A 26,207-nucleotide genomic window follows, 5' to 3' on the forward strand; every position below is an offset into this window, starting at 1 on the left:
GGCTAGCTTCCTGGGAACAGGGAGCTCGCCGTGTTCAGGCCATCGTGGGAGGTCGATGGGCTTAAAGGGCCTAACACGGCAGATCGTTCTTGCCCCTTCCTCCTCAGGCCGACGGGCGTGATGTCTTTACTATTGCCGAGAGTCACGCCACCATAACGATAGTTATGTCGGTCACGGGTGACAAAAATGACAATAATTTCTAGAGTATTTCTCGCTATTATTGCGTTGATCTCGCTTTCCGGGGCTGCATTTGCGCAGGGTGTTACCTCGTTCAATGGCCGCACGGGTGCCGTGGCGCCGCAGACGGGTGATTACGGCATCAGTCAGATTTCGGGGGTTCCCAGCCAGAGCCAAGCCTCGGGTTGGCTGGACAGTGCGTTCTGTGGCACGGTGGGTTATGTACTCGCCCGTACTACTGGAAGCTGGGTCTGTTCTCGCAACATACCGCTGAACGTGGTGTGGTTTGGGGCCGACGCAGGAGGCGTGGCCGACAGTACGACGGCCATTCAAACCGCCATGAATGCCGCGTCTACAATTGGGGCCTGCGTTTATGTTCCCAATGGAACCTATCTTGTCTCCTCCATAACGTGGCCAGGTCTTTCTTCAACAACGTATCCTTATTTTGCACGCCCATGTTTGTATGGAGATGGCCCAGGCAGTCGTATTCTCCAATTATCTTCCTTCAAGTCGAACAACGCACTTGTTATTGGGAATGGTACGCTAAATGACAATGGTGATGGTTACGTTCATGATATAGCTATCGAATCACAGGTAAAGAAAGATAGTGGCGCTTATATTTATGCAAAGGGGGCCGCTCGGCTGAAATTGCAAAATATATATATATGGAAGACAGTAATGCTTGGAATTGCGTCGTCGTGGATGGTGTCGATTTTCATGCCTTGTCAAACCTGAAGTGCTACACGCCAGCAGGCGATGCTATATATGCATATGATGGTTTTGATTGTGGATATACACCCATATCAAAAAGCGTAAATGCACCCACTGCGAGCGGAAGTAACGTAATTCATCTCTCCAGTACGTCCGGAATTTCGGTGGGCATGTCTGTATATGACATCAATGCGGGGCCGAATACGGCATTCAGCGGCACTGTTCAAAGTATAGTTACAAACACAAGTGTTACAATGACGGGAAATTGGTCATATCCGAATCCCATTGTCTCCGGCGATACGCTCGTATTTGGTGCGAGTTGTGGTGGAACTGGACTGGTAATTGACGGCGATACCACGCTGATGGGTGGCTCCAGGTATGGTATTACATTATCCGGTGGTCTGGGTGGAGTCTATATTTACAGTTTGCACGCATATTCATTCGCCAGTCACGCAATATATGTCGACACTCTTAGTGCGAATGGCATTCCGAATCGTGAAATCTTCCTCGGGCAATTTACTGACATCGATTCAAATAAGGGTGCAGGATTATACGTAAATAATAACTCTATAGGCGTTCTTCAGATTAATGGTGCGTGGATTGGTGCTTCCGGATCTGACGCGGTATTCATTGCGCAACAACATACAACTCAGAATCCTGTTGATACGGGTGCTCTCGTTTACATTGCGAATTCGAGAATCAGCCAGAGCAACGGAAGTTGCTTGCGCTATGCGGATACCGGGACACTTGTCTTAACAGGAAACGTAATGAGCTGGTGTTACGGGGCCGGGGGTGATGGACTATCCGTCACGTCTAATGATAGCAGGCCCAAGATCACGGCTACGGGAAACGTATTCCAGTCCAATAACCACTACGGTGTTTATATATATGGTACGGCTCCAGCCTCCATGGTCTGGGTTGGCAATCAGTGGAGTGGCAATACTGGAGGGACTCAGGCTGGCATTGTACCGAGCGCCAACGTGTCGTGCATTGGTAATGTTGGTGGCGGCACGGGCTGTTGACGGCGTCCTAATGGTAAAAAAGCCCCGGCTCGGTTGTTCAGGCCGGGGCTGTTTCTTCAATGGCCGCGCGCAACACCGGTGCCGGTGCGATGCCCGGCGGGGAAGCCGTGGGGCCGCGCCGTCCAGGCCAGGGCGAGCCCCGCCAGGATCAGTGCCAGCATTGCCCAAGGGAAGGACACGGGGCCCCAGGCCTGCAACAGCACGCCACCCGCCAGGCCGCCGCCGGCGATGGCGCTGTTCCAGGTGACGACGTTCATCGACAGGGCCACGTCGGCGCCGTTGCCGGCGCTGTCGGCCAGCGCGGTTTGCAGCAGGGTGGCGGCACCGCCGAAGCTGAGGCCCCAGACGGCCGTGCCGGCATACACCACGGCCGGCGATCCGCCCCCCAGACCGAAGGCCAGGGCGACCAGGGCGAAGGCGCCCAGGCTGGCCAATACGGCGCCGCGCAAATGACGATCGACCAGGCGGCCGGTGATCCAGATGCCCGCCAGGGCCGCGACACCGAACACCAGCAGCACCAAATCCACCCGGTCACCCAGGCCCGCCGGGGCGACGAAGGGCGCGATGTAGGTGTAGAGGATGTTGTGCGCCAGCATCCAGGCCATCACCACGCCCAGCACGGGACGCACGCCCGGCGTGGCCAGGACCCGGCGCAGGGCCATCCGGGCGCCCTTGGCCTGCCCCGGATAGTCGGGCACCGCCAGCAGCACCCAGGCGACCAGGACCAGTGTCAGCAGCGACATGAGGCCGAAGGCCAGGCGCCAGCCCACCAGGGTGCCGGCCCAGGTGCCGAGCGGCACGCCCAGCGACAGGGCGATGGGCGTGCCCACCATGGCCACCGCCATGGCCCGGCCCTGCTGGTCCGGCCGCACCATGCGGCGGGCGTAACCGGCCAGCAGGCTCCACGCCAAACCGGCCGACATGCCGGCCCCAAAGCGCGCCGCCAGTGTCAGGACGAAGCTGGGCGACAGGGCGGTGATGGAATTGAACACCAGGAAACCGAGGATGGTCATCATCAGCACCGACCGCCGGCGCCACCCCTTCGTGGCGACGGTCAGCGGAATGGCCGCCAGTAGGGATCCGGCGGCGTAGGCGGTGATGGTCTGCCCCGCCAGCGATGGTGAGACGCCTAGGCCGGCGGCCATCTGTGGCAGCAATCCGGCGGGCAGGGTTTCGGTGGCGATGCAGATGAAACCGGTCATCGCCAGGGCTAGCAGGCCGGCCAGGGGCAGGCGGCCTGCCGCCGTTGCGGTCCGGCTACCGGGCGTTCTTGCGTCCATGATGTTCTATAATCCCGCTATATATGGATTGATCGGTCCGTAAATAGCGGAGCACAGGCATCTTGGCAAGAATTTATGGAACGACTAATCTACAAGTCGGCGACATGGATCATCCATGTCGCGCTAGGACGCGACGGCGTCCGCCGGAGCGTTTTGGGGAGCCGAAGGCGGACTGAAACGCGAGGAAGCCCCAAGCCGCCGGATGGCGGCGCCCGGGGTTTGAGGGCGGCTGTAAGGAGAACACCCATGGCGCGTACGGGACGGCCCCGCGAGTTCGACAGGCAAAAGGCGATCGAGGCGGCGATGACCCTGTTCTGGGAACAGGGGTATGAGCCGACCTCGCTGGCCCAACTGAAGGACCGCATGGGCGGCATCTCGCCCGCCAGCTTCTATGCCGCCTTCGGCTCGAAGGAGGCGCTGTTCCGCGAGGCGGTGGCCCGCTACCTGGAGACACACGGGACGGCGACGGCGGCGCTGCACGACCCATCGCTATCGCCCCGGCAGGCGGTGGAGGGGGCGTTGCGCCGCTCCGCCCGCATGCAGACCGCACTCAGCCACCCGTCCGGCTGTTTGATCGTGCTGGGGGCCAGCAACTGCTCACCGGAGAACCGGCATGTGGAACAGGTGCTGGCGGACGAACGGGCGCGCAACCGTCAGGCCATCGCCGGCCATCTCGCCCGTGCCGTGGCCATCGGCGACCTGCCGCCCACGGCGGACACCGCCACCCTGGCGGCGGTGTTCAACACCTTCCTGCTGGGCCTGTCGTTGCAGGCGCGCGACGGGATGACGGCGGAAAGCCTGGATGCCGCCGTCACCGGCCTGATGCGCCTGTGGGATGACGCGGCACGCGGCGCCTGAAAGGAAAACGCCCTCCCGGTGGACCGGAAGGGCGTTTTATGCATGCGGCATTTGATCGTGACCGCTCAAATGCCCCTCAATCGCCGGCGGTCGCATCCGCGACCTTAGGCTTCCTCGTTCCGCCCTGCGGTGCTCACTCCGGGGCCGGCAGTCGCCGGCCGCCAGCAGCACGAGTCCAAGTCTCGTGCTGCTGGTATAGGCTCACTCCGCCGCCTGCACCTCCAGGCGATGGGGCGAGGCGTGTCCGATCTCGGTCGCCTCACCCGCCTTGACCTTGAACCACAGGGCGTAGAGGGCCGGCAGGAACACCAGGATCAGCACCGTGCCCACGGCGGTGCCGCCGATCAGCACGTAGGCCATCGATCCCCAGAACACCGACTGGGTCAGGGGGATGAAGGCCAGCACGGCGGCCAGCGCCGTCAGGATGACGGGCCGCGCCCGCTGCACCGTCGCCTCGATCACGGCATGGTAGGGCGACAGCCCTTCCTCCTGGTTGGTGTGGATCTGGCCGATCAGGATCAGGGTGTTGCGCATCAAGATGCCCGACAGACCAATGAGGCCCAGGATGGCGTTGAAGCCGAAGGGCTGGTGGAAGATCAGCAGGACGGGTACGGCACCCACCAGGCCCAGGGGTGCGGTCAGGAACACCATGCCCATGGCGGCCAGCGACCGCGTCTGCAACACCAGGACCAGCAGGGTCAGGGCGATCATGACCGGGAAGATGGGGGCCAGGGCGGCGTTGGCCTTGCCCGCCTCCTCGATATTGCCGCCCATCTCGATGCGATAGCCCGCCGGCAGGTTGGCGATGATGGGGGCCAGGGCCTGCTGGATGGCCATGGAGACCGGCGGCGGTTGCAGGGCGTCGTCGATGTCGCACTGGACGGTGACGGTGGGCACCCGGTCGCGGCGGCGCAGGATGGGGTCCTCCGCCCGCACCTCGACATGGCCGATCTGGCTCAAGGGCACCAGGCGACCGTCGGCGCTGGTCAGGGTCATGTCGGCCAGGCGGGCGGGGTCCAGGCGGTTGGGCCCGGCGCTGCGCGCCGTCACCTGCACCACGCGGATATCCTCGCGCACCTGGGTCACCGGGGCGCCGGTCAGCAGGAACTGAAGCTGCTGGGCCGCGTCACTGGGGTTCAGGCCGATCAGGCGCAGGCGGTCCTGGTCCAGCACGAAGTGCAGGGTGGGGGCGCGCTCACCCCAATCCTGGTTCACCTGGCGGGTGTCGGGATTGGCGCGCATGACGGCCTGCACCTGGTCGGCGATGCCGCGCAAGGTGTCCACGTCCGGGCCCATGACGCGGAACATGACGGGGAAACGCGAGGGCGGACCGAACACCAGTTGTGAGACGCGCACCCGCGCCTCCGGCACCAAACCGTCGGCGATGGCCTGGCGCAGGTTCAGTTTCAGCCGGTCGCGCGCCTTGTCGTCGGGGGTCAGCACGATCAGCTTGGCGAAGGACGGGTCGGGCAGTTCGGGATTGTAGGACAGGAAGAAGCGCGGGGCGCCCTGGCCGACATAGGTGGAGACGATCCGGGATTCCGGCTGTTGGCGCAGCCAGTCCTCCACCTTCTTGGACGCCGCACTGGTGGCCTCGATGCTGGTGCCCTCGGGCATCTGCACCTCCGCCATGATTTCCGGCCGGTCGGACGTGGGGAAGAACTGCTGCTTGACGAAGCCCATGCCGAAGCCGGCCAGCAGGAAGACGCCGACCACGGCCGCGGCCACCCGGCCCCGGTGGTCCACCGCCCAGGTTACCAGGCGGCGCAGTTGCTGATAGCGCGGGGTGGCGTAGATGGCGGCGTGGCCGCCCGCCACCGGCGTGATGTTGGGCAGCAGCTTCACGCCCAGGTACGGGGTGAACACCACGGCCACCACCCATGAGGTGATCAGCGCGAAACCCACGATCCAGAAGATGTTGCCGGCATACTCACCGGCGGTGGAGCGGGCGAAGCCCACCGGCGTGAAGCCGATGATGGTGACCAGGGTGCCGGACAGCATGGGGGCGGCCGTATGGCTCCAGGCATAGGCGGCGGCCTTCAGGCGGTCGTACCCTTCCTCCAGCTTCACCACCATGATTTCGATGGCGATGATGGCGTCGTCCACCAGCAGGCCCAATGAGATGATCAGGGCGCCCAGGGTCACGCGGTCGAAGGCGCGGCCCGTCACCATCATGATGACGAAGACGGCGGCCAGGGTCAGCGGCACGGCGGCGGCCACCACGATGCCGACGCGCCAGCCCAGGCTGGCCAGGCTGACGACCATCACCACGCCCAATGCCACGAAGAACTTCAGCATGAACTCATCCACCGACTCGTGGATGTTCACCCCCTGGTCGCTGACCTTGCTCATGGTCAGGCCCAGGGGCAGGTCGGCGGCGATCTTCTGTTCTTCCGCGTCCAGCGCCGTGCCCAAATCCAGGCCGTTCCAGCCTTCCTGCATCACCACACCCAGCGCCAGGGCGGGGTCGCCGTTGTTGCGGATCAGGAAGGTAGCCGGGTCTTCATACCCCCGCTTCACCTCCGCCACGTCCGACAGCTTGAAGGTGCGGCCGTTGGCGACGACGGGGGTGTCGCGGATCTTCTCCAAATCGTCATAGGCGCCGTCCAGGCGGATGAAGACCTGGGGGCCGTCGGTGTCGATGGACCCGGCCGGCGTCACGCTGTTCTGGTGGGCCAGGGCGTCGAAGATGTCGCGGGCGCCGATGCCCAGGGTGGCCAGGCGGGCGTAGCTGAAGTCCACGAAGATGCGCTCGGGCCGCTCGCCCAGGATGTCCACCTTCTTCACGCCCGGCACATGCAGCAGGCGCTGGCGCAGGGTTTCCGCCTCACGCGTCAGCTGGCGGGCCGGCATGCCCGGGGCCTTCACGGCATAGACGGCGAAGTCGGTGTCGGAATACTCATCATTGACGAAGGGACCCAGGGCGCCGGTGGGCAGGGTGCGCGCCTCATCCCCCAGCTTCTTGCGCGCCTGGTAGAACTGTTCCGGCACGGCGGACGGCGGGGTCTTGTCCTGCAGCGACAGGGTCATCAGCACCATGCCGGGCCGGGTGAAGGTTTCCACCTTGTCGTACCAACGCAGTTCCTGCAGGCGTTTCTCCAGCGGCTCCGCCACCAGATCCTGCATTTCCTGGGCGGTGGCGCCGGGCCAGACGGCGCTGACCGTCAGCACCTTGATGGTGAAGGCGGGGTCCTCGGCGCGGCCCAGCTTCAGGAAGGCGAAGCCGCCGGCCACGGTGATGGCGATCAGCAGGAACAGGGTGATGGCGCGTTCACGGACCGCCAGGGCCGACAGGTTGAAGCCGCTCATTTCGACGCTTCCTTTTCCAAGGCGGCCTGCACCTGGGCCATGCGCACCTTCTGCCCCTCATGCAGGAAGTGCCCGCCCAGGGACACCACCCGTTCACCGGGCTTGAGGCCGCTGGCCAGCACCGCGTCCTCCGCCCCCAACTGGTCCACCCGCACCGGGCGGAAGCTGACGGTGGCCTGCGGGCCGTTGCCCTGGGGGACCAGCACCCAGACACCCGTGCCTTTGCCCTCGTCATTCAGGGCACCCAGGGGGACGGAGACGGCGGCGGCGTCCGGGGTCCCGCCGTCGGCCAGGTGCACGGTGACCGTGGCGCCCAGCGGCGCCTGGGCCGCCGCACCGTCCAGGACGTAGCGCGCCTCATAGGTACGGGTCTGGGCGTCGGCCGAGTCCGACAGCTGGCGCAGGGTGGCGGTGCTGCGCACCGTGCTGCCGTACAGGGTGGCGGTGGCGGTGGAGCCCATGGCCGGCCGCACCGTTTCCGTCAGGTTCACCGCCGCCTCGCGCGGCCCGGCATGGGCCAGGCGCACCACCACCTGGCCGGCGCTGACCACCTGGCCCGGTTCGGCCAGGGTTTCCATGACGGTGCCGTCGGCATCGGCCAGCAGGTCGGTGTAGGCGCCGTCGTCCTGCGCCACCTTCAACTGCGCTTGCGCTGCGTCCATCTGCGCCTTGGCGCTGTCGGCGGCGGCCTTCTTCTGGTCGTAGGCGGATTTGGAAACGGCACCGCTGGCCACCAGGGCGCGGTAGCGCACCTCGTCCGCCTCGGCCTGGGTGTAGTTGGCCTTGGCCATGGCGACCGCCCCCACCTGGGCGTTGACGGCATGGACATAATCGGTGCGGTCCAGGCGCATCAGCGGCTGGCCGGCCTTCACGGTCTGGCCGGCATCGACCAGGCGCTGGATCACCTTGCCGGCGACGCGGAAGCCCAGATTGCTTTGCACCTTGGCGGTGACCACGCCGACGAAGGCGCGTTCGGAGCGTACGGCGGGGGTGGCCTGGGCGGTGCGGACCAGCGGCTCTATCACGCGCGGGTCGGTCGGCGGCTTGTCACAGGCGGTAAGGGCGGTGCCGGCCAGGGCGACGAGCGTCACCAGGGGGACCAGCCGGCGGGCGGAAGTTGGCAGGCGCATGGGGGCGCTCCATCGCAAGGGGAGCCCCGAATTTAATGACGAGTGACGAATTCGTCAATCCGTCACTCGTCATTCGTTACCTAGCGCAAACCACATATCAGGGGCGCAGGCTGCGCAGCACCAGGCCAGCCACCGCCCCGGACGACGCGTCCAGCATGTCCAGCTTTTCCTCCAGCATCATGGGATGGGCGAAGGGCCACAGCGTTTCCTCCACCGCCAGGCAGACCTCCTCCAACGGGGTCTCGACCTCGAACTCCCCAGCCTCGCGCCCGGCGACGACCAGGGTGCGGACGATGGATTGCAACTCTTCCTCATAGGTCGTACCGGAACTCCAGTCCTGGGCCACGGCGGTGACGACGATGTCGTGCAGCTTGCGTTCCTGGAAAAACAGATCGGCGCCGGCCCGCGCCAGGGTGGGGTAGATGCGGCGCAACCGGTCGGCGGCAGGCGCATCCTCCGCCACGATGGCGTGCAACTGCACCGTGATGGCGTTCAGGCACTTGGCGCAGATGGCTTCGCCGATGGCCTGCTTGCTGTCGAAGAACTTGTAGATATAGGCGGTGGACAGGCCGATGGCCTTGGCCAAATCCGCCACCGTGGTCTTGGTGTAGCCGTAGTGGCGGAAATGCTGGTCGGCGGCATCGACGATCTGCGCCCGGCGCTCATGGTCGATGGGGCCGCGCTGACCGGCGGTGACGGAGGTGGAACGCGCTTTGGCGGTCATGAAGCGTTACCCGCAACAGATGTAAACAGGGGGATGCCTTGTCCAGGGCTAAGGCGCTGCCCTTATTCCTGGCCGGCGGTCCATGCCATCATATAGGCGCACAGCCATGCCGGCCCCGCATATGCGGAATGGCATGCGCGGCCTGGGGGTGTGGGTCCCTGTATAAGGGCATGGTGACGCATTGACAATATCGTCACCATGACGTTATGCAACATAATTATCAGTCTTCAAATGATTGGACCCCTACCGATGAGCCCGCTCCGCCCCGCCCACGCCACCCTCCGCCACCGCCTGCGCGTTGGCCTGACGATGGCGGCACCGTTGGCGCTGCTGCTCTCGGGTTGCGCGGCGGTGGGTCCTGACTTCCAGGCGCCCACCGCCAAGCTGGACCCTTTCCACAATGAGGACGCCGTGGCGGCGCGCGCCGCCAAGACACCGGCCCCGCCGCTGGACACCTGGTGGGAAGGCTTCAACGATCCGGTGCTGACCCGCCTGGTCACCCGCGCGCTGGACCAGAACCTGGATCTCGCCGCCAGCATGCAGCGGGTGGAACAGGCGCGCGCCGTGGCCAAGGGGGCGGGCGCCAAGCTGATGCCCAAGGGCGGCCTGGACGTCTCCATGGAACCCATCCACCAGTCCGTCGAAAGCCCGCTGGGCGCGCTGGGCAATGCCGTCGCCGGCCCCGGCTTCGATCCCAACCAGACCGTCTATGACGTGGGCGTTTCCGCCAGCTGGGAAGTCGACCTGTTCGGCGGCCTGCGCCGGGGGGCCGAGGCGGCCGACGCCGAATTCCGCGTGGCCGAGGCCCTGCACGCCGGTGAGCGTGTGTCCGTCGCGGCGGAGGTGGCCGACGCTTATCTTCAGGTGCGTGGCGACCAGGCCCGCATCGCTGTGGCCGAGGAACAGGTGCGCACCGACCAGCACCTGCTGGATCTGGTGAAGGAGCAGTTCAGCCGCGGCATCGTCACCGACCGCCAGATCGCCCAGGCGGAGGCGCTGCTGTCCCACGCCCGCGCCTCCTTCCAGCCGCTGCGCATCGACCTTGAGATGCAGTTGAACAAGCTGGACGTGCTGATGGGCGCGCAGCCCGGCACCTATGCCGCCGAACTGCGGGCCGTGGCCGACATCCCCGCCGTCCCGGCGGTGGGCGGCGGCGACCAGCCGGTGGACATGTTGCGCCGCCGTCCCGACATCATCGCCGCCGAGACACGCCTGATGGTCACCAACGCCCGGATCGGCCAGGCGGTGGCGGAATATTATCCCAAGCTGTCCCTGTCCGGCGTGGTGGGCTTCGAAAGCCTGGCCGCCGGCGACATGTTCCAGGGCAACACCTTCCAGCCCCTGGCCGTGTTCGGCCTGCGCTGGCGCCTGTTCGACTTCGGCCGCGTGGACGCCGAGGTGGAACAGGCCAAGGGGGCCGATGCCGAGGCGCTGATCCGCTATCGCCAGTCGGTGCTGCGGGCCGCCCAGGACGTGGAAAACGCCTTCGTCGCCCTGGTGCAGTGGGAGGCGCACGCCGACGAACTGCGCCGTGAGGTCGATGCCCTGACCCGCGCCCGCGACAGCTCGCAGGAAGCCTATCGCGGCGGCCTGATCGCCCTGACCGACGTGCTGGACGCCGACCGCCAGCTGCTGGCCGCCCAGGACGAACTGGCCCGCACCCGCGCCGACGCCGCCCGCGCCGCCGTCGCCTCCTTCCGCGCGCTCGGTGGCGGCTGGAAGGCTTGAGTTAGGGGCTTGTGATCACGGTGGTCGTGTTCGATCACCGTGACCGTCAACCAGGACGTTGTGGTGATGCGATTGATGGGGAGATCGTCGTCGACCATCGCCAGGGCGTCGCGCGCCAGCGTTACCGATATCGGAATTCGGTTCCTTCCGGTAAGCCGATGTGCCGTTTTGCAGAAATTATTGCTGGATCAATGGTTTGCCGGCATTCGGCGTCGAGGCGGCCTGCTTTGGCTCGGCGGAAATAACACGCATGGCGTGCTGTCATTGGAATAAATTCTCTACAAGATAGCTAAATACAACTATCAGTCGAACTTCATATGCGATAAAACCAGCCGGCTTCAGTCCGCCTTCACCCCCTTAAGGAGGTTCGCATGGCCATTGTCCCTGCTGGTTTCGACAAATTGTCGGCATTGGGTAAATTGAGCACGGACACGGTGATCACGTCCGGATTGGGCAATTGCATAGGCATCGTCTGTATCAACACCGCCAAGCAATCCATGGCGATCGCCCATTACAACACCCTGTTCACCGACGGGCTGATGCTGAAAGATGCCGCCCGCGTTGCCGCTTCCCTGACCAAATTGCGGAGATGGCTGGAAGGCCAGACCACCGCCACGAGCTTCCAGATCGGCGTCGGGGGCTGCTGGTACGACGTGGCCGCCTCAAACGAGCCCATGCGCCATGCACTGTTGGTGGGGCTCACCAACGTATTCCAGAACGAGCCGACGGTATGGGGACAAACCGTCCGTTATGTCGGCGGCCGTCTGGAGGGCAGCCCCAACGCCGACTGGGTCAACAATCTGGACTGGTCCAAAGCCGGCACCAGCATTCCCTATTCGCAATTGCGGTGACCGCGCGTGGCGGCACCCGCTGGTCAGCTACAAAAAAACGCCAGGAATTCGGACAGCACCTCTTGCGGCCGTTCTTCCTGTAGTGTGTGGCCGCAATCCAGCGCGCGGCCGCGCACGTCGGTCGCCTTGTCCCGCCAGGTGGCCAGCACGTCGTACAACTGACCCACCGTGCCCTGGGCGCCCCATAGCGCCAGCAGGGGGACCGTCACCCGGGCGTTGGCATCCTCCGCGTCATGGCGCAGGTCGATGGTGGCGGCGGCGCGATAATCCTCGCAGATGGCGTGGCGGGTGGCCGGGTCCCGGTAACAGCGCAAATATTCGGCGAAGGCCGCCGGCTCCGTGGCGCCGGGCGTTCTGCACTGTCCGTCGATGTGGGTGCGCAGGAAGAATTCCGGGTCGGCGGCGATCAGCCGTTCGGGCAGGGGGGCCGGCTGGATCAGGAAGAACCACCAGAAGTACCGGGTGGCGAATTCCTGGTTGGTCTTGGCGTACATGGTGGCGGTGGGGGCGATGTCCAGCAACGCCAGGCGGCTGACGGCATCCGGGTGATCCAGCGCCATGCGGTGGGCGACACGCGCCCCCCGGTCATGCCCCGCCACGGCGTAGCGCTCATGACCCAGGACCCGCATCATTTGAACCTGGTCCAGCGCCATGGCGCGCTTGGCATAGGCGGCGTGGTCCGGCCCGCCCTCCGGTTTGGTGCTATCGCCATAACCGCGCAGGTCGGGTGCCACCACGGTGAAGCGCTGCGCCAGCGCCGGCGCGATCTTGCGCCAGGTGACGTGGGTCTGCGGATGACCATGCAGCAGCAACAGCGGGGGCCCATTTCCGGCCGTCGCCACCCGCAGGGTGACGCCCGTGTCCACGGTGACATCGGCCAGGCGGAATCCGGACAGGAAGGGGCTGTCGCCCCGCTGGGTGATGGTCGTGCTCATGGGGCTCAGCATGCCTTGGTATGGGCGCCGGCGGTGATGCAAGGTCGGCATAAATCCATAAGGGGCGTTTGTTCCCTCAGGCGCCGGGCGCCGCCATCCGGCGGCTTGGCTTCCTCAGTTTTCAGTCCGCTACGCTCCCCAAAAACTTCCGGCGACCGCGGTCGCGGTCTATGGCGGCGGCAGGCGAAGCCTCCCACCGCCTAGCCTTCCTTCAGTTCCAGATCCTCCGGCATGGCGGCGGCCAGTTCGGCCCAGTCCAGTTCCTGTTCCAGGGTATGATAGACGTCGTCGTCGATGCGGCCGCCGCGGCGCAGGTCGGTCAGGGTGCGGCGCTTGGCGGCGATGGTGTGGCGGCGCAAATGGTCGCTCTCGTTGGCTTCACGGGGGTGCTGGTCGTCCTGGATGGCGTCGCGGTCGCGCTGATAGGTGTCGCGCATCTGCCGGGCGGCGTCGCTGTCCTTGCCCTCCAGGCTGGCCAATGCCGCGTCCAGCAGGGCGTGGCGGGCGAAGACCAGGTCGCGGGACAGGCTGTCGTCGGCGGGGAAGCGCAACAGGCGGATCAGCGGGCCCAGGGTCAGCCCCTGCACCACCAGCGTGCCCAGCACCACGGCCAACGCGCACAGCAGGATCAGGTCGCGCTCCGGAAACCCCTCGGGCAGGGCCAGCGCCGTCGCCAAGGTGACCAGGCCGCGCATGCCGCACCAGGACACCACCAGTCCTTGCGACAGGCTGGGCGGCTGGTCGTACCAGCCCCAGCGGGCGATCAGGTGGACCAGCCGGTTGTACAGCATGACGCAAATCAGGCGCGCCACCACCACCACCGCCAGCACCACGCCGGCGAAGCCCAGCGCCCGGCCCAACTGGCCGTCGCCCAGGTGGCTCAGGATGGTGCGGGCCTGCAGGCCGGTCAGCAGGAAGGCCAGGATGTTCAGCAGGAAGACCACCGTGCCCCACACGGCGTAGGTGTTGACGCGATCGCGGGCCCGCTGGCGATAGGGCATATGGTGGGCCAGGGTCATGGCATTGGCGACCGTGGCCAGGATGGCCGACAGATGCAGCCGGTCGGCGATGACCCAGACGGCGAAGGTGCCGGCGAAGCTGGCGATGGTCCCGCCCAGCGTGCTGTCCAGCGGCCGGGACAGCACCAGGTAGGCGCGTCCCGCCAGGTAGCCCAGCAGCAGGCCGCCGGGCACCGCCAGCGCCAGCTCCGGCGCCAGGTGCTTTAGCCCGCCGCCACCGGCCAGGCCCACCGCCGCGCTGAAGATCAGCAGGGCCACGGCGTCGTTCAGCAGGCTTTCGCCCTTCAGCACCATGACGGTGCGGCGGGGCAGGGTGAAACGGCCCAGGGTGGAGATGGCCGCCGCCGCGTCCGGCGGTGCCACGATGGCGCCCAGCGCCAGGGCCGCCGCCACTGGCATGCCTGCCAGCGCCACGCCGGCCCAGGCGACGGCGGCCGTGGTCGCCACCACCGCCATGCCCGCCAGCGCCACCAGCGGTATCCACAAGGGACGCAGGGAGCGGGGCGGCAGGTCGTAGGCCGCATCCAGCAGGGTGGGGGCGATGAACAGGGTCAGCGCCAGGCGCGGGTCCATGGTGATGCCCGGTGTCCAGGGCAATGCCGCCACCAGGCAGCCGGCCAGCGCCAGCAGGGCGGGGTAGGGCACGGCCAGCCGGCGCGACACCCGCACCAGCAGGATGGCCGCCACCACCAGCATCAGCATGCTCTCAAACAGCGCCACCCGGGCCCCCGCCGCTTAACCCATGGGCCAAGTTATCATTTCAGGCGGGTTCTTCCGCCGCCGATTCTTCCGCCAAAGTGATCAGGTCGCCCTGAAGGTTGGTGTCCTCGCTGGAACAGACGGCCAGCACCAGGGCCTGGTCGCACTCCTTGGCCAGGTAGGCGTGGCCCATCATGCTGTCGATGTAGATGCCCTGGCCGGCACGCAAGCTGACGGGGGCGTAGAATTCCAGCTGCACCTCCACCGTGCCCTCCAGCACGTAGATGAACTCCTCCCCCTTATGGCGGACTAGGTCGCCGAACTCCGCCAGGGTGTGGGCGTGGATGCGCGTCAGGATGGGCACCATGCGTTTCTGCCGCAGGTCGGTGCACAGGTATTCATAGTCGTAGTTGCCGGTGCGGATGCGCACGCCGTTGCTGTCGGCCGTCAGGCTGCGCCGGCCGGTGATGACGGGCGGGGCGGCATCGCCGGCGGGGGGGTCGCCTGGCCCTGGCCCTGGGCCAGGAATTCGGCCATGCCCAGGCCCAGCCGCGCCGTGAACTGCTCCAGCTTGTCGTAGCTCAGCGACAGCTTGTCCCCTTCCACCTTGGCCAGGGTGGACAGCGGAATGCCGACCTTGTCGCTCATCTGCTTCAGGGTCCAGCCGTTGCGCTGGCGCAGCGCCCCGATCAATTGGCCCAGGGTGGCGTTTTTCTTCATGTTGTTGCCCATGCGGCTGGTCCCGATCTTTTCACTTCAGCCGGTTCGGCAGCACGTTGTCCAGCACCAGCCCCTCGGCCAGGATGTCGTCCGGCACGGCCCGGCCCAGCACCAGGCTGGCCGCCAGCCGCGCCAGGGCCGGCGCCATCTGGATGCCGTAGCCGCCCTGGCCGGCGCACCAGAACAGGCCCTTCACTTCCGCATCGAACCCCACCACCGGCTGGCGGTCGGGCACGAAGGTGCGCAGGCCGGCCCAGCGATGGCTGACATGGCGGACGGGTAGGTCCAGCGCCTGCTGCACCCTGTCCACCGCGATGGCCACGTCCAGCTCATCGGGCTGGGCGTCGCAGGGCGCGCTGGGCGTCTCATCCGCCGGGGAAAGCAGCAGCTTGCCGGCGTCCGGCTTCATGTAGAATTGCTCGTCCGTGTCGAACACGCCGGGCCAGCGGTTCACGTCGCCGCTACCCGGCGGCGGGTCCACCAGCAGGGCGGTGCGCCGCAGCGGCGCCAGGCCCAGCGGGGCGGCGCCGAACGCCTGGCCCACCCTCTCGGCCCAGGCGCCGGCGGCGTTCACCACCATGGGGGCCGCCACGGTCTTCCCGCCGGTCTGCAGCACCCAAAGGTCACCCTGGCGCTGCGGCGCGGCCGCCGGTGCCTCGGTCAGCAGGGTCACGCCCTGCCGCCGGGCCAGGCGCAGATAGCCCTGGTGCAGGGCGTGGACATCGATGTCCATGGCGCTGCCTTCCCGCGCCTTGGCGGCGGCGGCGGCATAGCCGGGGCGCAGCAGGGGCATCCAGGCCAGGGCCTCATCCACGGCCAGGGGGACCACGCTGTCGCCGATCTCCTCCAGGAAGGCGGCCAGGCGGGGCGCCTGTTCCTCGGTCGCCACATACAGCAGGTCGCGCGGCGACAGCAGGGGATGGTCGGCGAAGCCCTGGGGCGGGGTGTCGAAAAAGGCCCGGCTGGCGCGGGTCAGGGCCCGCACGTCCGCCCCGCCATAGGCCGGCGCGTACAGGGCCGCCGAACGGCCGGTGGCATGCACGCCCGGCCTGTCCTCCGCCTCCAGCACCGCCACGCGCACCCGCCCGCCCAGTTCCGCCGCCAGCGAGGCGCCGGCCATGCCGGCCCCGATGATGATGACGTCGTAGCTGTCCACTCCCCGCACCCCATGAACGAATTCTCTATACGGAGAAAAATCTCACACGATCAAGGGACTGTCCAGGGCAAAGCGGTGGTGAGACCGGTTCTCGTGGCGTTCTCGCCGTGGGGGGAATGGCATTTTATGGCGCTTTTTCAATTAATTGCCCGTCTTTCGGAAATCTTTAATGGAGAATATTTCTCCATAAAGAGAATAGTTTCTTGACAGGAAACGCCGTCGATGCGGAATATCCCACCCAAGCCATAATAGAAAGCGGGAGAGCTTCGATGGGCGAGGGCATGGGGACGGGTACACGCCGGGGCTGGGCCCGCGGCGTGGTGGTTGGCACGGCGGGTTTGGCGCTGATGGCGCTGGCGCCTGCGGCCGGGGCGCAGACGGCGGCCGCCGATGACGGTGGCGGACTGCAGGAAATCATCGTCACGGCGCAAAAAAGGCAGGAAAAACTCTCGGATATTCCACTGGCCATGTCGGCCTTGTCGTCGGACACGCTGAACAAGCTGGCGGCGACGCAGTTTCGTGATTTCGCCAGCGTGGTGCCGGGGCTGAACTTCACCAGCAGCGGGCCGGGCGAGACGCAGTTGAACCTGCGCGGCGTCACCACCGGCACCAACACCTCGCCCACCGTCGCCGTCTATGTCGACGACGTGCCCTACGGTTCCAGCACCGCCTTCGTGGGGGCGGCCCAGATGGCGCTGGACGTGGGCCTGTTCGACCTGGACCGGGTGGAGGTGCTGCGCGGGCCCCAGGGCACGCTGTACGGCGCCAGTTCCATGGGCGGCCTGCTGAAATACGTGACCCACGCGCCGGAACTGGACCGCTTCGGCGGCGCCGACCAGCTGGGCGTGTCCACCACGGCGCACGGCGGCACCGGCTTCGACGTCAACTCCGTCATCAACGCGCCGGTGGTGGACGGCAAGGTGGCGGTGCGGGCCAGCGGCTACTACAACCGCGACGCTGGCTACGTCGACAACATCGCCCTGGGCCAGCATGAGGTGAACGAGGCCGAGATCTACGGCGGGCGACTGGACGTGCTGGCCAAGCTGACGGAGGCCCTGGATGTCCGCCTGACCGGCTTCGCCCAGGACATCCATCGTGACGGCACGCCGACATACGACGCCAGCATGGCGACCGGCCAGCCCATCACCGGCTATTACCAGCAAAGCCGCCTGCTGCCCGAGGGGTTTGACCAGCAGGTCCGCGTGGTCAGCGGCACGGCGAACTACGATCTGGGGGAGGCGACGATCACCTCCATCACCAGCTACCAGTCGAACAAGAGCACGCAGACATCGGACATTTCCGCACTGTACGTGCCGCTGTTGAGCGCCTATGGCCTCAATTTGGGTTCGACCGGGTTGGACAAGGTGTCCAAGACCGACAAGTTCACCCAGGAACTGCGCGTCGCATCCAGCGGCAAGCACTTCATCGACTGGATGGCCGGCGGTTTCTATACGCATGAGGACAGCGACCAGACACAGTCGGTCCCGTCGTACGACACGGCCGGTCAGCCCTCGGGCGTCAACCTGCTGTACGCCAACCTGCCCAGCACGTACGAGGAATACGCCTTCTTCGGCAACGCCACCGTCCATGTGACCGACCGGTTCGAGGTCGGCGGCGGCGTGCGGTATTCCAACAACAACCAGAAGTTCCAGCAGATCGCCACCGGCATGCTGGCCAGCACCTATCCGTCGGCCACATCCAGCGACAGTGTGGCGACCTACGTGGCCAACGCCCGCTACAGCCTCACCGACCAGATCTCGGCCTACGCCCGGGCTGCCAGCGGTTACCGCCCCGGCGGCCCCAACTTCGTCGCCAACGATCCCGCCACCGGCAAGGCGTTGGCCGCGGCCACCTTCGCGGCCGATACGCTATGGAGTTATGAGGCGGCCCTGCGGGCGGAGACGGAGGACAAGCGTTTCAGCATCGACGCCGCCCTCTATCTCATCAACTGGGACAACATGCAGGTGGCGGCCATCCGCAACGGCCTGGGCGTCATCGCCAACGCCTCCTCCGCCCAGATCAAGGGGGCGGAGCTGACCTTGGCGGCCAAGCCGGTGCGTGACCTGACCCTGACTGGCACGGTCAGTGTGGCGGACGCGGAGTTGGCGGAGGACGCGCCCGACCTGGGCGGCCTGAAGGGCGACCGTCTGCCCGATACGCCCAAGCTGGCCGCCACCTTGCTGGCCGACTACGGCTTTGACGTCGGCAATTATCGCGGCGGCGTGGGCGCCACCGTGCGCTACGTTTCGCAGCGCGTGTCCGGCTTCAACGAAAGTGCGGGCCAGCCGCAGTTCCACCTGCCGGCCTACGCCACGCTGGATTTGCGCGCCAGCCTGGGCTTGGACGCGTGGGATGCGCAGCTTTACTGCCACAACCTGCTGGACCGGCGGGGCCTGCAATCGGCCGACACCACCCTGTCGGTGGCGGGCGGTCCGGCGCGGCTGACCCTGATCCAGCCGCGCACCGTGGGCCTGACCCTCAGCACCCACTTCTGATCCGGTACGACCAAAGCTTTGGAAGGCGACAGCATGAGTGAGACCGAGATGAAGGCCGCCGTGGACCCGGCGGCGCTGGACGCGATCTTCGCCGATCTGGACCAGGGCCATCTTCCGGGTGTTGCGGTGGGGGTGGCGCTGGACGGCGTGTCCCTCTACCGCAAGGGTTTCGGACTGGCCAGCCTGGAACTTCCCGTGCTGCTGTCGCCCACCATCCGCATGCGCATCGGGTCCACCACCAAGCATTTCGGCGCCCTGGCCTACATGCTGCTGGTGGAGGAGGGGATGGCCAAGCTGGACGACCCCGTCACCAAACACCTGCCGGAGATGTCGCCGGTGGCCGACGGCATCACCATGCGCCAGCTGATGAACCATGTCAGCGGCCTGCGGTGCAGCCTGGAACTGTCCCTGCAACTGGGTGGCTTGGGGCGCTATGCCTCCACCGCCGACTGCATGCGGCTGATGGCCGACGATGACGACGTCAATTTCAAGGCCGGTGAGGAGTGGTGCTACAACAACGGCGGCTACGTCCTGTTGAGCTTGGCCATTGAGCGGCTGTCGGGGCAGAAGCTGGGTGACTTCCTGCGCGACCGCCTGTTCCGGCCCCTGGGCATGAACGACACCCTGCTGCGCCTGGTGGACACCGACTATGTGCCCAACAGCGCGTCGCTGCACATGGTGGACGGCAAGGGCGGTTATTACCGCCAGCCCATCGGGGCGGAAATCGTGGCGGAGGGGGGCATCGCCTCCACCGTCGATGACATGCTGCGCTGGCTGAAGCATTTGCGGGGCGCGCTGGCGGGCAATCCCGTCGTGGGCACGGCGGAGACCTGGGCGCGCATGGTGGAACCGGCGGTGCTGGCCAACGGCTATGCCACCGGCTATGGCCTGGGTCTGATGCACACGCCCTATCGCGGGGCGCGCACGGTGCATCATGCCGGGGGCGTCATGGGCGGTTCCTGCCAGATGATCACCCTGCCGGACCATGGGCTGGACGTCATCGTCATGGCCAACCGTGCCGGCCTGGATCCCATGGACCTGGCCGCCCGAATCATCGACGCCTGCGTCCCGAACCTGGCCCCGAAGGCGGAGGCCTACGACGGCCCCATCCCCAGCGGCAGCTATCACGACCCGCGCACCGGCGGCGTGTACGGCCTGCTGCGGCATGAGGGCAAGGCGCTGATCAGCATGAGCGGGACGGGCGTACCCCTGGCCCGGCACGACGATGGCCTGTTCCGCGCCACCATTCCTGTCTTTCACCTGGCGCTGGACTTGCCGGCGGAGCAGACGGCACCCAAAACCCTGCGGGGGACGGAATGCGGGATACCGACGGAATTGGTGCTGCTGGAACCCGATCCCGGGGCTGACCTGCGCCCCCTGGCCGGTGCCTACCTGGCGCGGGCCTCCGGCACCCATGCGGCGGTGGAGACGGACGGGGACGGCAAGACCGGCCGCCTGATCCTCAGCGGCCGTTTCGGTACCCTGCGGCACAGTCTGGTCAACCTGGCGCCCGGCCTGTGGGATGCCAAGCCGCTGGACCTGCCGGTGCCCATCGTCGGCGGCCTGATCGCCTTCGACGACCAGGGTTTCACCTTCAACAGCGGCCGCACCCGCCGCCTGCGCTTCCGGAAGGCCGCTCAATGACCGCCGATACCAAGACCGGCCCCCTGACCGTTTTCGTCGCTGCCCTGGTGCATGAGACCAACAGCTTTTCCCCCTTGCCGACCAGCCTGCGGTCCTTCGACAACGACTTCCAGCATCGGGCAGGCGATCCCGCCACCCTGGCCACGGCCCGACAACTGCCGGCCTTCGGCGACCTGTTCACGGTGGCTGCCGGGCATGGTGACCGGGTGATCGACGGCCCCGCCGCCGGCGCCCAGCCGTCGGGCGAGGTGCCGCGCCCGGTCTATGAGGGCTTGCGCGACGGCCTGCTGGCCGATCTGGCCACGGCCATGGCGGTCCAGCCCATCGACATGGTGGTGCTGGTCCTGCACGGCGCCATGGTGGGGCAGGATTATCCCGACTGCGAAGGCGACCTGCTGACCCGGGTGCGGGCCCAGGTAGGGCCCGACCTGCCGGTGGGCGCCATCCTGGACCTGCACGGCAACGCCACCCAGGCCATGGTGGACAGCGGCGCCGTCATCCTGGCCTGCAAGGAATATCCCCACACCGATTACCTGGCCCGCATGGGGGAACTGTACACTATCCTGTCGGCCACGGCGCGCGGGGGCCCCAAGGCCCGCACCCTGATCCGCCGCGTGCCGGTGCTGGGCTTGTTCGGCACCACCGAGCAGCCCATGCGCGGCTTCGTCGACGGGCTGGCGCGGTATGAGGGGCGGGACGGCGTGCTGTCCGTCTCCATGATGCACGGCTTCATCTGGTCGGACACGGAACACACCGGGGCCGCCGCCCTGGTGGTGACGGACGGCAGCGACGCGGCCGCCGCCGACCGCGCGCTGGCCGCCATCGCCGCCGATTTCCAGGCCATCGCGACCTCCGGTCCGCTGCAACAGCGCCTGCCCCTGGAGGCGGCGCTGGGCCGGGCGCTGGCGCTGGTGGATGGCCGGCCGGCGGGACGTCCCGTCATCCTGGCCGACAGTTCCGACAATCCCGGCGGCGGGGCCGCCTGCGACAGCACCTTCGTCCTGCGCGCCCTGATCGACCGGGGCGTCCAGGACGTGGCCCTGGGCATGATCTGGGACCCCCAGGCCGCCCGGATCGCAGCCGACGCCGGCGTTGGCGCCCGTCTGCCCATGCGCATCGGCGGCAAGGTCGGCCCGCTGTCGGGCGATCCGGTGGATCTGGAGGTCGCGGTGCTGGCGGTGCGGGACGATGTGCACCAGCACGCCCTGGCGGACAGCGGCGAACATCTGGGCCTGGTGGTGGCCCTGCGCGCCGGCGGCATCGACATCGTGGTCAACAGCACGCGCCAGCAGGTCTATACCCCGGAATGCTTCACCGAACTGGGCATCGACCTGACGGCCAAGGCCCTGGTGGTGGTGAAATCCACCCAGCATTTCCGCGCCGGCTTCGACCCGATCGCCGCCGCCACCGTCTATTGCGACGCGCCGGGGTCGCTGAACCTGAACCTGGCGGCCTTGCCCTACCGTCACCTGCGCCGGCCCATCTGGCCTTTGGATCCCTTGCCTTGAGGCGAGTGGCAGATTGTTTCTCAACTGCAAAAGTCAATGATCATATGGGATCATTGTTGAGTTTTGGGGGGTGTTTATAGTCAGGCCATCCTATGGGAAATACAGAGGGAGGGATGACCATGGCGATCTACACTCACGTAGCCGTCGGCACCAATGACCTGGGCAAGGCCCGCGGTTTTTATGACGCCGTGCTGGGCAAGCTGGGCCTGAAGCGGGTGGCCGATCTGGGCGACAACGGCTCCATCTGGGGCGAGGACAAGCCGTCCTTCTTCGTGCTGAAGCCGGCCAACGGCCAGCCGGCCACGGTGGGCAACGGCGTCACCGTCAGTTTCGAGGCGCCGAACCGCGCCGCCGTCGATGCCTTCCATGCCGAGGCGCTGGCACAGGGCGGCGTCTGCGAGGGCAAGCCCGGTCCCCGCGGCTGGGCGCCCGACGCCTATGCCTCCTACGCCCGCGACCTGGACGGCAACAAGCTGGCTGCTTACGTCTTCAAGCCGGAATAAGTAGCCGGCACCAGCAAACAAAAACGGCGCCGCAGTGATGCGGCGCCGTTTTCTTTTCAGCAAAACAGATACTTAGGCCGCGCGTATCACGCCCCGATCTGCAACAGACGCAGGTTGTTGGTGGTGCCGGCCTGGGCGAAGGGGATGCCGGCGACGACGATGATCTGGTCGTGCAGCTTGGCGAACTCCGTCGCCTGGGCGACCGTGGAGGCGACCTGGACCATCTGCTCGTAGCTGTGGATGTCGTCGGACAGATAGCTGTGGGTGCCCCACAGCAGGCAGAGGCGGCGCGACACCGCCTGGTCGGAGGTGATGGCCAGGATGGCCACCTCCGGGCGCTTGCGGGCGATGCGGCCGGCGGTGGTGCCGCTGGAGGTGAAGGCCACGATGACGGGGGCGTGCACCGCCTCCGCCAGGTCGGCGGCGGCCGCGGCCACGGCGTGCGGCGGGGTCTGTTCCTCACCCGGCTCAGAGGCACGGATGAGGGAATGGTACAGCTTGTGCTTTTCGGTGGTGGCGATGATGCGGTCCATCATGGTCACGGCTTCCAGCGGGTACTGGCCGCTGGCTGATTCCGCCGACAGCATGACGGCGTCGGCGCCGTCATAGATGGCGGTGGCCACGTCCGACGCCTCGGCCCGGGTGGGGGTGGGGGTGTTGACCATGCTTTCCAGCATCTGGGTGGCGACGATCACCGGCTTCACCGCCAGGCGGCAGGCGCGGACCAGTTCCTTCTGGCGGCCGGGCACCTCATCCTGCGGGATTTCCACGCCCAAATCGCCGCGGGCCACCATGATGCCGTCGGACAGGCGGATGATGTCGTCGATCTGCTCCAGCGCCTGGGGCTTCTCGATCTTGGCCATCAGGCCGGCGCGGTCGCCGATCAGGCCGCGCGCCTCGATCATGTCGCTGGGCTTCTGCACGAAGGACAGGGCCACCCAGTCCATGCCCAGGCTGAGGCCGAATTCCAGGTCGGCGCGGTCCTTCACCGTCAGGGGCGACAGGTTCAGCAGGGTGCCCGGCAGGTTGACGCCCTTGCGGTTGGAGATGACGCCGCCGACGACCACTTCGGCGGTCATGACGTCGTCGCCCAGGCTGGTGACCTTCACCCGCACGCGGCCGTCATCGATCAGCAGGTGGTGGCCCGGCAGGACGGCGGCGAAAATCTCCGGATGGGGCAGGGGGATGGCGTCGCGGTCGCCGTCCACACCCTTCAGGACGAAGCGGATGGTCTCGCCGGCGGCGACGACGATCTTGCCGTCCTTGATGGTGCCGACGCGGATCTTGGGGCCCTGCAGGTCCTGCAGGATGCCGATGGGGCGCCCGACTTCCTTTTCCAGCGCGCGGATGGCGGCATGGACCTTGGCGTGGTCCTCATGCGTGCCGTGGCTGAAGTTCAGGCGGAAGGTATCGACCCCGGCCAGGAACAGCGCCTTCAACTTCTCCGGCGTGTTGCTGGCGGGTCCGACGGTGGCGACGATCTTGGCTCGGCGGTGGCGACGCATGGTTATTTCCGGCCCCTTTGAGGGCCGCCCCAGAAGTGAGAAGGCCGTTATGGTTTTACGCGGCCGGCAATCGTTGGTCGTGCCAACGGTTGCCGGCCGGGTCGGGCGCGATGGTACCCGCTTCCCTGCCGGACAACAACATGGGGATATGCGAAATTCAGGTTAAAGGCTGTAATTTTACTACATCGTTCGGATCAGGGGCGCCCCCCATCACCCGATGATGTTCATGCCACCGTCGATATACAGGGTGCTGCCCGTCAGGCGCCGCGCGAAGGGGGAGGCGAGGTAGGCGCAGGTGTAGCCCACGTCCATGATATCGACCAATTCCCCAACCGGCGCGCGGGCGATGGCGTCGTTCAGCAAATGGTCGAAGTCCTTCAGGCCCGACGCGGCGCGGGTCTTCAGGGGCCCGGGCGAGATGGCGTGGACGCGGATGTGGCGGGGCCCCAGCTCATACGCCAGGTAGCGGCAGGACGCCTCCAGCGCGGCCTTCACCGGCCCCATGACGTTGTAATTGGGTACCACGCGGTTGGCGCCGTGATAACTCATGGCGAACATGGTGCCGCCCTCCGCCATCAGGGGGGCGGCCAGTTTCGCCATGCGCACGAAGGAATGGCAGGAGATGTCCATGGCCTTGGCGAAACCCTCGGCCGAACAGTCCAGCAGCCCGCCGCCCAGATCCTCCTTGGGCGCGTAGGCGATGGAATGGACCAGGATGTCCAGCCCGCCCCACTGCTCGCGCACGGCGTCGAACACGGCCTCCAGTTGGCCGGGCACGCTGACATCCAGCGGCAGGAACAGCCGGGCGCCCACCTCGGTCGCCAGCGGTTCCACGTGCGGCTTGGCCTTGTCGTTCAGGTAGGTGACGGCCACGTCCGCCCCCACCTCGTGAAAGGCCTTGGCACAGCCATAGGCGATGGACATCTCGTTGGCGATGCCCACCACCAGGGCACGGCGGCCGGCCAGGATGCGGTTGGCGGAGGGGTGTGAGGCCAGGGTCATGGTGTCGCTCCCGTCAGCAGGCGCCGCGTATGGCGGGCGATCATCAATTCCTCATCCGTCGGCACGATCCAGGCGGCGACCTTGCTGCCGGGCGTGCTGATGCGGGCGGTGTCGCCGTTGGGGGTGGCGGCGGGGTGGGCGTTGGCTTCCCCGTCCAGGTCCAGGCCCAGCCAGGCGGCATGGCGACAAACCGCCGCACGCACGCCGGCGCTGTGCTCGCCAATGCCGGCGGTGAAGACCAGGGCGTCCAGCCCGCCCAAGGCGGCGGCCAGGGACCCGATCTCCCGCCCGATGCGGTAGGTGAACAAATCCACCGCCAGCCGGGCGCGGGGATCGTCGCTGGTTTCCAGCGTGCGCATGTCGGCGGAGATGCCGGAGACGCCCAGCAGGCCGGAGCGCTGGTACAGCAGGCGCTGGATGTCCCGGGACCCCATGTGCATCTCATCCATCAGGTACAGGATGACGCCGGGGTCCAGGGTGCCGCAGCGCGTCCCCATGGGCAGACCCTCCACCGCGGTGAAGCCCATGGTGCTGGCGACGCTGCGCCCACCATCGATGGCGCACAGGCTGGCGCCGTTGCCCAAATGGGCGACGATCACCTTGGAATCCGCCAGCCCCAAATCGGCCAGGTGGGACGCGATGTACTCATACGACAGGCCGTGGAAGCCGTAGCGGCGCACGCCCCGGTCGGTGATCTCCGCCGGCAGGGCGAAGGCTTGGGCCAGGGGCGCTTGCGTGGCGTGGAAGGCGGTGTCGAAGCAGCCGACCTGGAACAGGCCGGGCGTACTGGCCAGGATGCTGCGCGCCGGCGCCAGATTATGCCCCTGGTGCAGGGGCGCCAGCGGCACCAGGGTTTCCAGCTTATCCAGCACGGCGGCGTCCAGGGCGGCCGGGGCGGTGAAGTCCACACCGCCATGGACGATGCGGTGGCCCACCGCCTCCACCGCGTGGCCTTCCAGATGGGTGTTGATGAAGTCCATCAGGAAACGCGTGGCCTCGTCATGGTCGAAGGCGCCGGCCTCCAGCCCCGTCCAGCGCCGCTCCCCCACCAGGTCGCCGGCCGGATGGCGGGCGATGAAATGGACGCTGTCGGTGTGCAGCCCCTCGATCTGGCCCTTCAGGAACAGCTGCAACTCCCGCACCTCATCCGCGAACAGCGAGAACTTGATGCTGGAGGAGCCGGCGTTGATGACGATGATGGCGTTGCTGATCTTTCTGCGGCGCATGGGGC

General features: G+C 66.8%; 21 protein-coding genes. 9 read left to right on the forward strand and 12 right to left on the reverse strand.

The window, feature by feature from the left end; genetic code table 11:
* The first annotated feature begins 186 nt into the window (after positions 1–186).
* Together PW843_04420 and PW843_04425 are read left to right on the forward strand one after the other, a co-directional pair.
* A complete protein-coding gene (locus PW843_04420) occupies positions 187–912 on the forward strand; it encodes a glycosyl hydrolase family 28-related protein (protein ID MDE1145851.1) in 726 nt (241 codons plus the stop codon).
* The gene (locus PW843_04425; GenBank protein MDE1145852.1) at positions 876–1,910 is read left to right on the forward strand and encodes a hypothetical protein; all 1,035 of its coding nucleotides are present in this window, start codon (positions 876–878) and stop codon (positions 1,908–1,910) included. Before PW843_04420 ends, PW843_04425 begins: the two co-directional genes overlap by 37 nt.
* A 56-nt stretch (positions 1,911–1,966) precedes the next feature.
* Here the strand turns inward: PW843_04425 and PW843_04430 are convergent, their stop codons facing one another.
* Positions 1,967–3,190 (reverse strand): MFS transporter, encoded by a 1,224-nt coding sequence (locus tag PW843_04430; GenBank protein MDE1145853.1) that lies wholly within the window; start codon positions 3,188–3,190, stop codon positions 1,967–1,969.
* Between the two features lie 246 nt (positions 3,191–3,436).
* Between PW843_04430 and PW843_04435 the strand changes: the two genes are divergently transcribed.
* Positions 3,437–4,048, forward strand: coding sequence for a TetR/AcrR family transcriptional regulator (locus PW843_04435; GenBank protein MDE1145854.1), 612 nt, complete (start codon positions 3,437–3,439; stop codon positions 4,046–4,048).
* 201 nt (positions 4,049–4,249) lie between these two features.
* Here PW843_04435 and PW843_04440 read toward each other — a convergent pair whose 3' ends face one another.
* The 3 genes from PW843_04440 to PW843_04450 all read right to left on the reverse strand — a co-directional run bounded on the left by PW843_04440 (position 4,250) and on the right by PW843_04450 (position 9,211).
* A complete protein-coding gene (locus PW843_04440; protein MDE1145855.1) occupies positions 4,250–7,357 on the reverse strand; it encodes an efflux RND transporter permease subunit in 3,108 nt (1,035 codons plus the stop codon).
* Positions 7,354–8,487: an efflux RND transporter periplasmic adaptor subunit gene (locus PW843_04445; protein MDE1145856.1), complete on the reverse strand. Its 1,134-nt coding sequence runs from the start codon at positions 8,485–8,487 to the stop codon at positions 7,354–7,356. The genes PW843_04440 and PW843_04445 overlap by 4 nt, the downstream gene beginning before the upstream one ends.
* Positions 8,488–8,584: 97 nt before the next feature.
* Entirely contained in the window at positions 8,585–9,211 is a 627-nt protein-coding gene (locus PW843_04450) for a TetR/AcrR family transcriptional regulator (protein MDE1145857.1), read from the reverse strand.
* 249 nt (positions 9,212–9,460) lie between these two features.
* On the opposite strand from PW843_04450, the gene PW843_04455 reads away from it, so the two are divergent.
* Both PW843_04455 and PW843_04460 read left to right on the forward strand, forming a co-directional pair.
* Entirely contained in the window at positions 9,461–10,939 is a 1,479-nt protein-coding gene (locus PW843_04455; protein MDE1145858.1) for a TolC family protein, read from the forward strand.
* A 371-nt stretch (positions 10,940–11,310) separates the two neighbouring features.
* Positions 11,311–11,790: a hypothetical protein gene (locus PW843_04460; GenBank protein ID MDE1145859.1), complete on the forward strand. Its 480-nt coding sequence runs from the start codon at positions 11,311–11,313 to the stop codon at positions 11,788–11,790.
* Positions 11,791–11,813: 23 nt separating this feature from the next.
* On the opposite strand, the gene PW843_04465 is transcribed toward PW843_04460, so the two are convergent.
* The 5 genes from PW843_04465 to PW843_04485 all read right to left on the reverse strand — a co-directional run bounded on the left by PW843_04465 (position 11,814) and on the right by PW843_04485 (position 16,319).
* Positions 11,814–12,725 (reverse strand): alpha/beta hydrolase, encoded by a 912-nt coding sequence (locus PW843_04465; protein MDE1145860.1) that lies wholly within the window; start codon positions 12,723–12,725, stop codon positions 11,814–11,816.
* A 200-nt stretch (positions 12,726–12,925) separates the two neighbouring features.
* Complete coding sequence (locus PW843_04470; protein ID MDE1145861.1) at positions 12,926–14,464, reverse strand: cation:proton antiporter; 1,539 nt, start codon at positions 14,462–14,464, stop codon at positions 12,926–12,928.
* A 40-nt stretch (positions 14,465–14,504) separates the two neighbouring features.
* The gene (locus PW843_04475; protein ID MDE1145862.1) at positions 14,505–14,873 is read right to left on the reverse strand and encodes a cupin domain-containing protein; all 369 of its coding nucleotides are present in this window, start codon (positions 14,871–14,873) and stop codon (positions 14,505–14,507) included.
* A 17-nt stretch (positions 14,874–14,890) separates the two neighbouring features.
* Positions 14,891–15,175 carry a helix-turn-helix transcriptional regulator gene (locus PW843_04480; protein MDE1145863.1) on the reverse strand — a complete coding sequence of 95 codons (285 nt, stop codon included), beginning with the start codon at positions 15,173–15,175 and terminating at the stop codon, positions 14,891–14,893.
* A gap of 19 nt (positions 15,176–15,194) precedes the next feature.
* Positions 15,195–16,319: an FAD-binding oxidoreductase gene (locus tag PW843_04485; GenBank protein ID MDE1145864.1), complete on the reverse strand. Its 1,125-nt coding sequence runs from the start codon at positions 16,317–16,319 to the stop codon at positions 15,195–15,197.
* Between the two features lie 281 nt (positions 16,320–16,600).
* Between PW843_04485 and PW843_04490 the strand changes: the two genes are divergently transcribed.
* The 4 genes from PW843_04490 to PW843_04505 all read left to right on the forward strand — a co-directional run bounded on the left by PW843_04490 (position 16,601) and on the right by PW843_04505 (position 22,469).
* Positions 16,601–18,814, forward strand: a complete 2,214-nt coding sequence (locus PW843_04490) for a TonB-dependent receptor (GenBank protein MDE1145865.1) — start codon at positions 16,601–16,603, stop codon at positions 18,812–18,814.
* Positions 18,815–18,847: 33 nt separating this feature from the next.
* The gene (locus tag PW843_04495) at positions 18,848–20,458 is read left to right on the forward strand and encodes a serine hydrolase (protein ID MDE1145866.1); all 1,611 of its coding nucleotides are present in this window, start codon (positions 18,848–18,850) and stop codon (positions 20,456–20,458) included.
* A complete protein-coding gene (locus PW843_04500; protein ID MDE1145867.1) occupies positions 20,455–21,966 on the forward strand; it encodes a M81 family metallopeptidase in 1,512 nt (503 codons plus the stop codon). The genes PW843_04495 and PW843_04500 overlap by 4 nt, the downstream gene beginning before the upstream one ends.
* Positions 21,967–22,085: 119 nt before the next feature.
* Positions 22,086–22,469, forward strand: a complete 384-nt coding sequence (locus tag PW843_04505; protein ID MDE1145868.1) for a VOC family protein — start codon at positions 22,086–22,088, stop codon at positions 22,467–22,469.
* An 86-nt stretch (positions 22,470–22,555) separates the two neighbouring features.
* On the opposite strand, the gene pyk is transcribed toward PW843_04505, so the two are convergent.
* The 3 genes from pyk to PW843_04520 form a co-directional block, all read right to left on the reverse strand.
* Complete coding sequence (pyk, locus tag PW843_04510) at positions 22,556–23,974, reverse strand: pyruvate kinase (protein MDE1145869.1); 1,419 nt, start codon at positions 23,972–23,974, stop codon at positions 22,556–22,558.
* Between the two features lie 210 nt (positions 23,975–24,184).
* Positions 24,185–24,976, reverse strand: coding sequence for an enoyl-ACP reductase FabI (gene fabI, locus PW843_04515; protein ID MDE1145870.1), 792 nt, complete (start codon positions 24,974–24,976; stop codon positions 24,185–24,187).
* Positions 24,973–26,202 carry an acetate/propionate family kinase gene (locus PW843_04520; protein MDE1145871.1) on the reverse strand — a complete coding sequence of 410 codons (1,230 nt, stop codon included), beginning with the start codon at positions 26,200–26,202 and terminating at the stop codon, positions 24,973–24,975. The genes fabI and PW843_04520 overlap by 4 nt, the downstream gene beginning before the upstream one ends.
* Between the last annotated feature and the right edge of the window lie 5 nt (positions 26,203–26,207).

Source organism: Azospirillaceae bacterium, from assembly GCA_028283825.1.
In the GTDB taxonomy this organism is placed as follows: Bacteria; Pseudomonadota; Alphaproteobacteria; order Azospirillales; family Azospirillaceae; genus Nitrospirillum.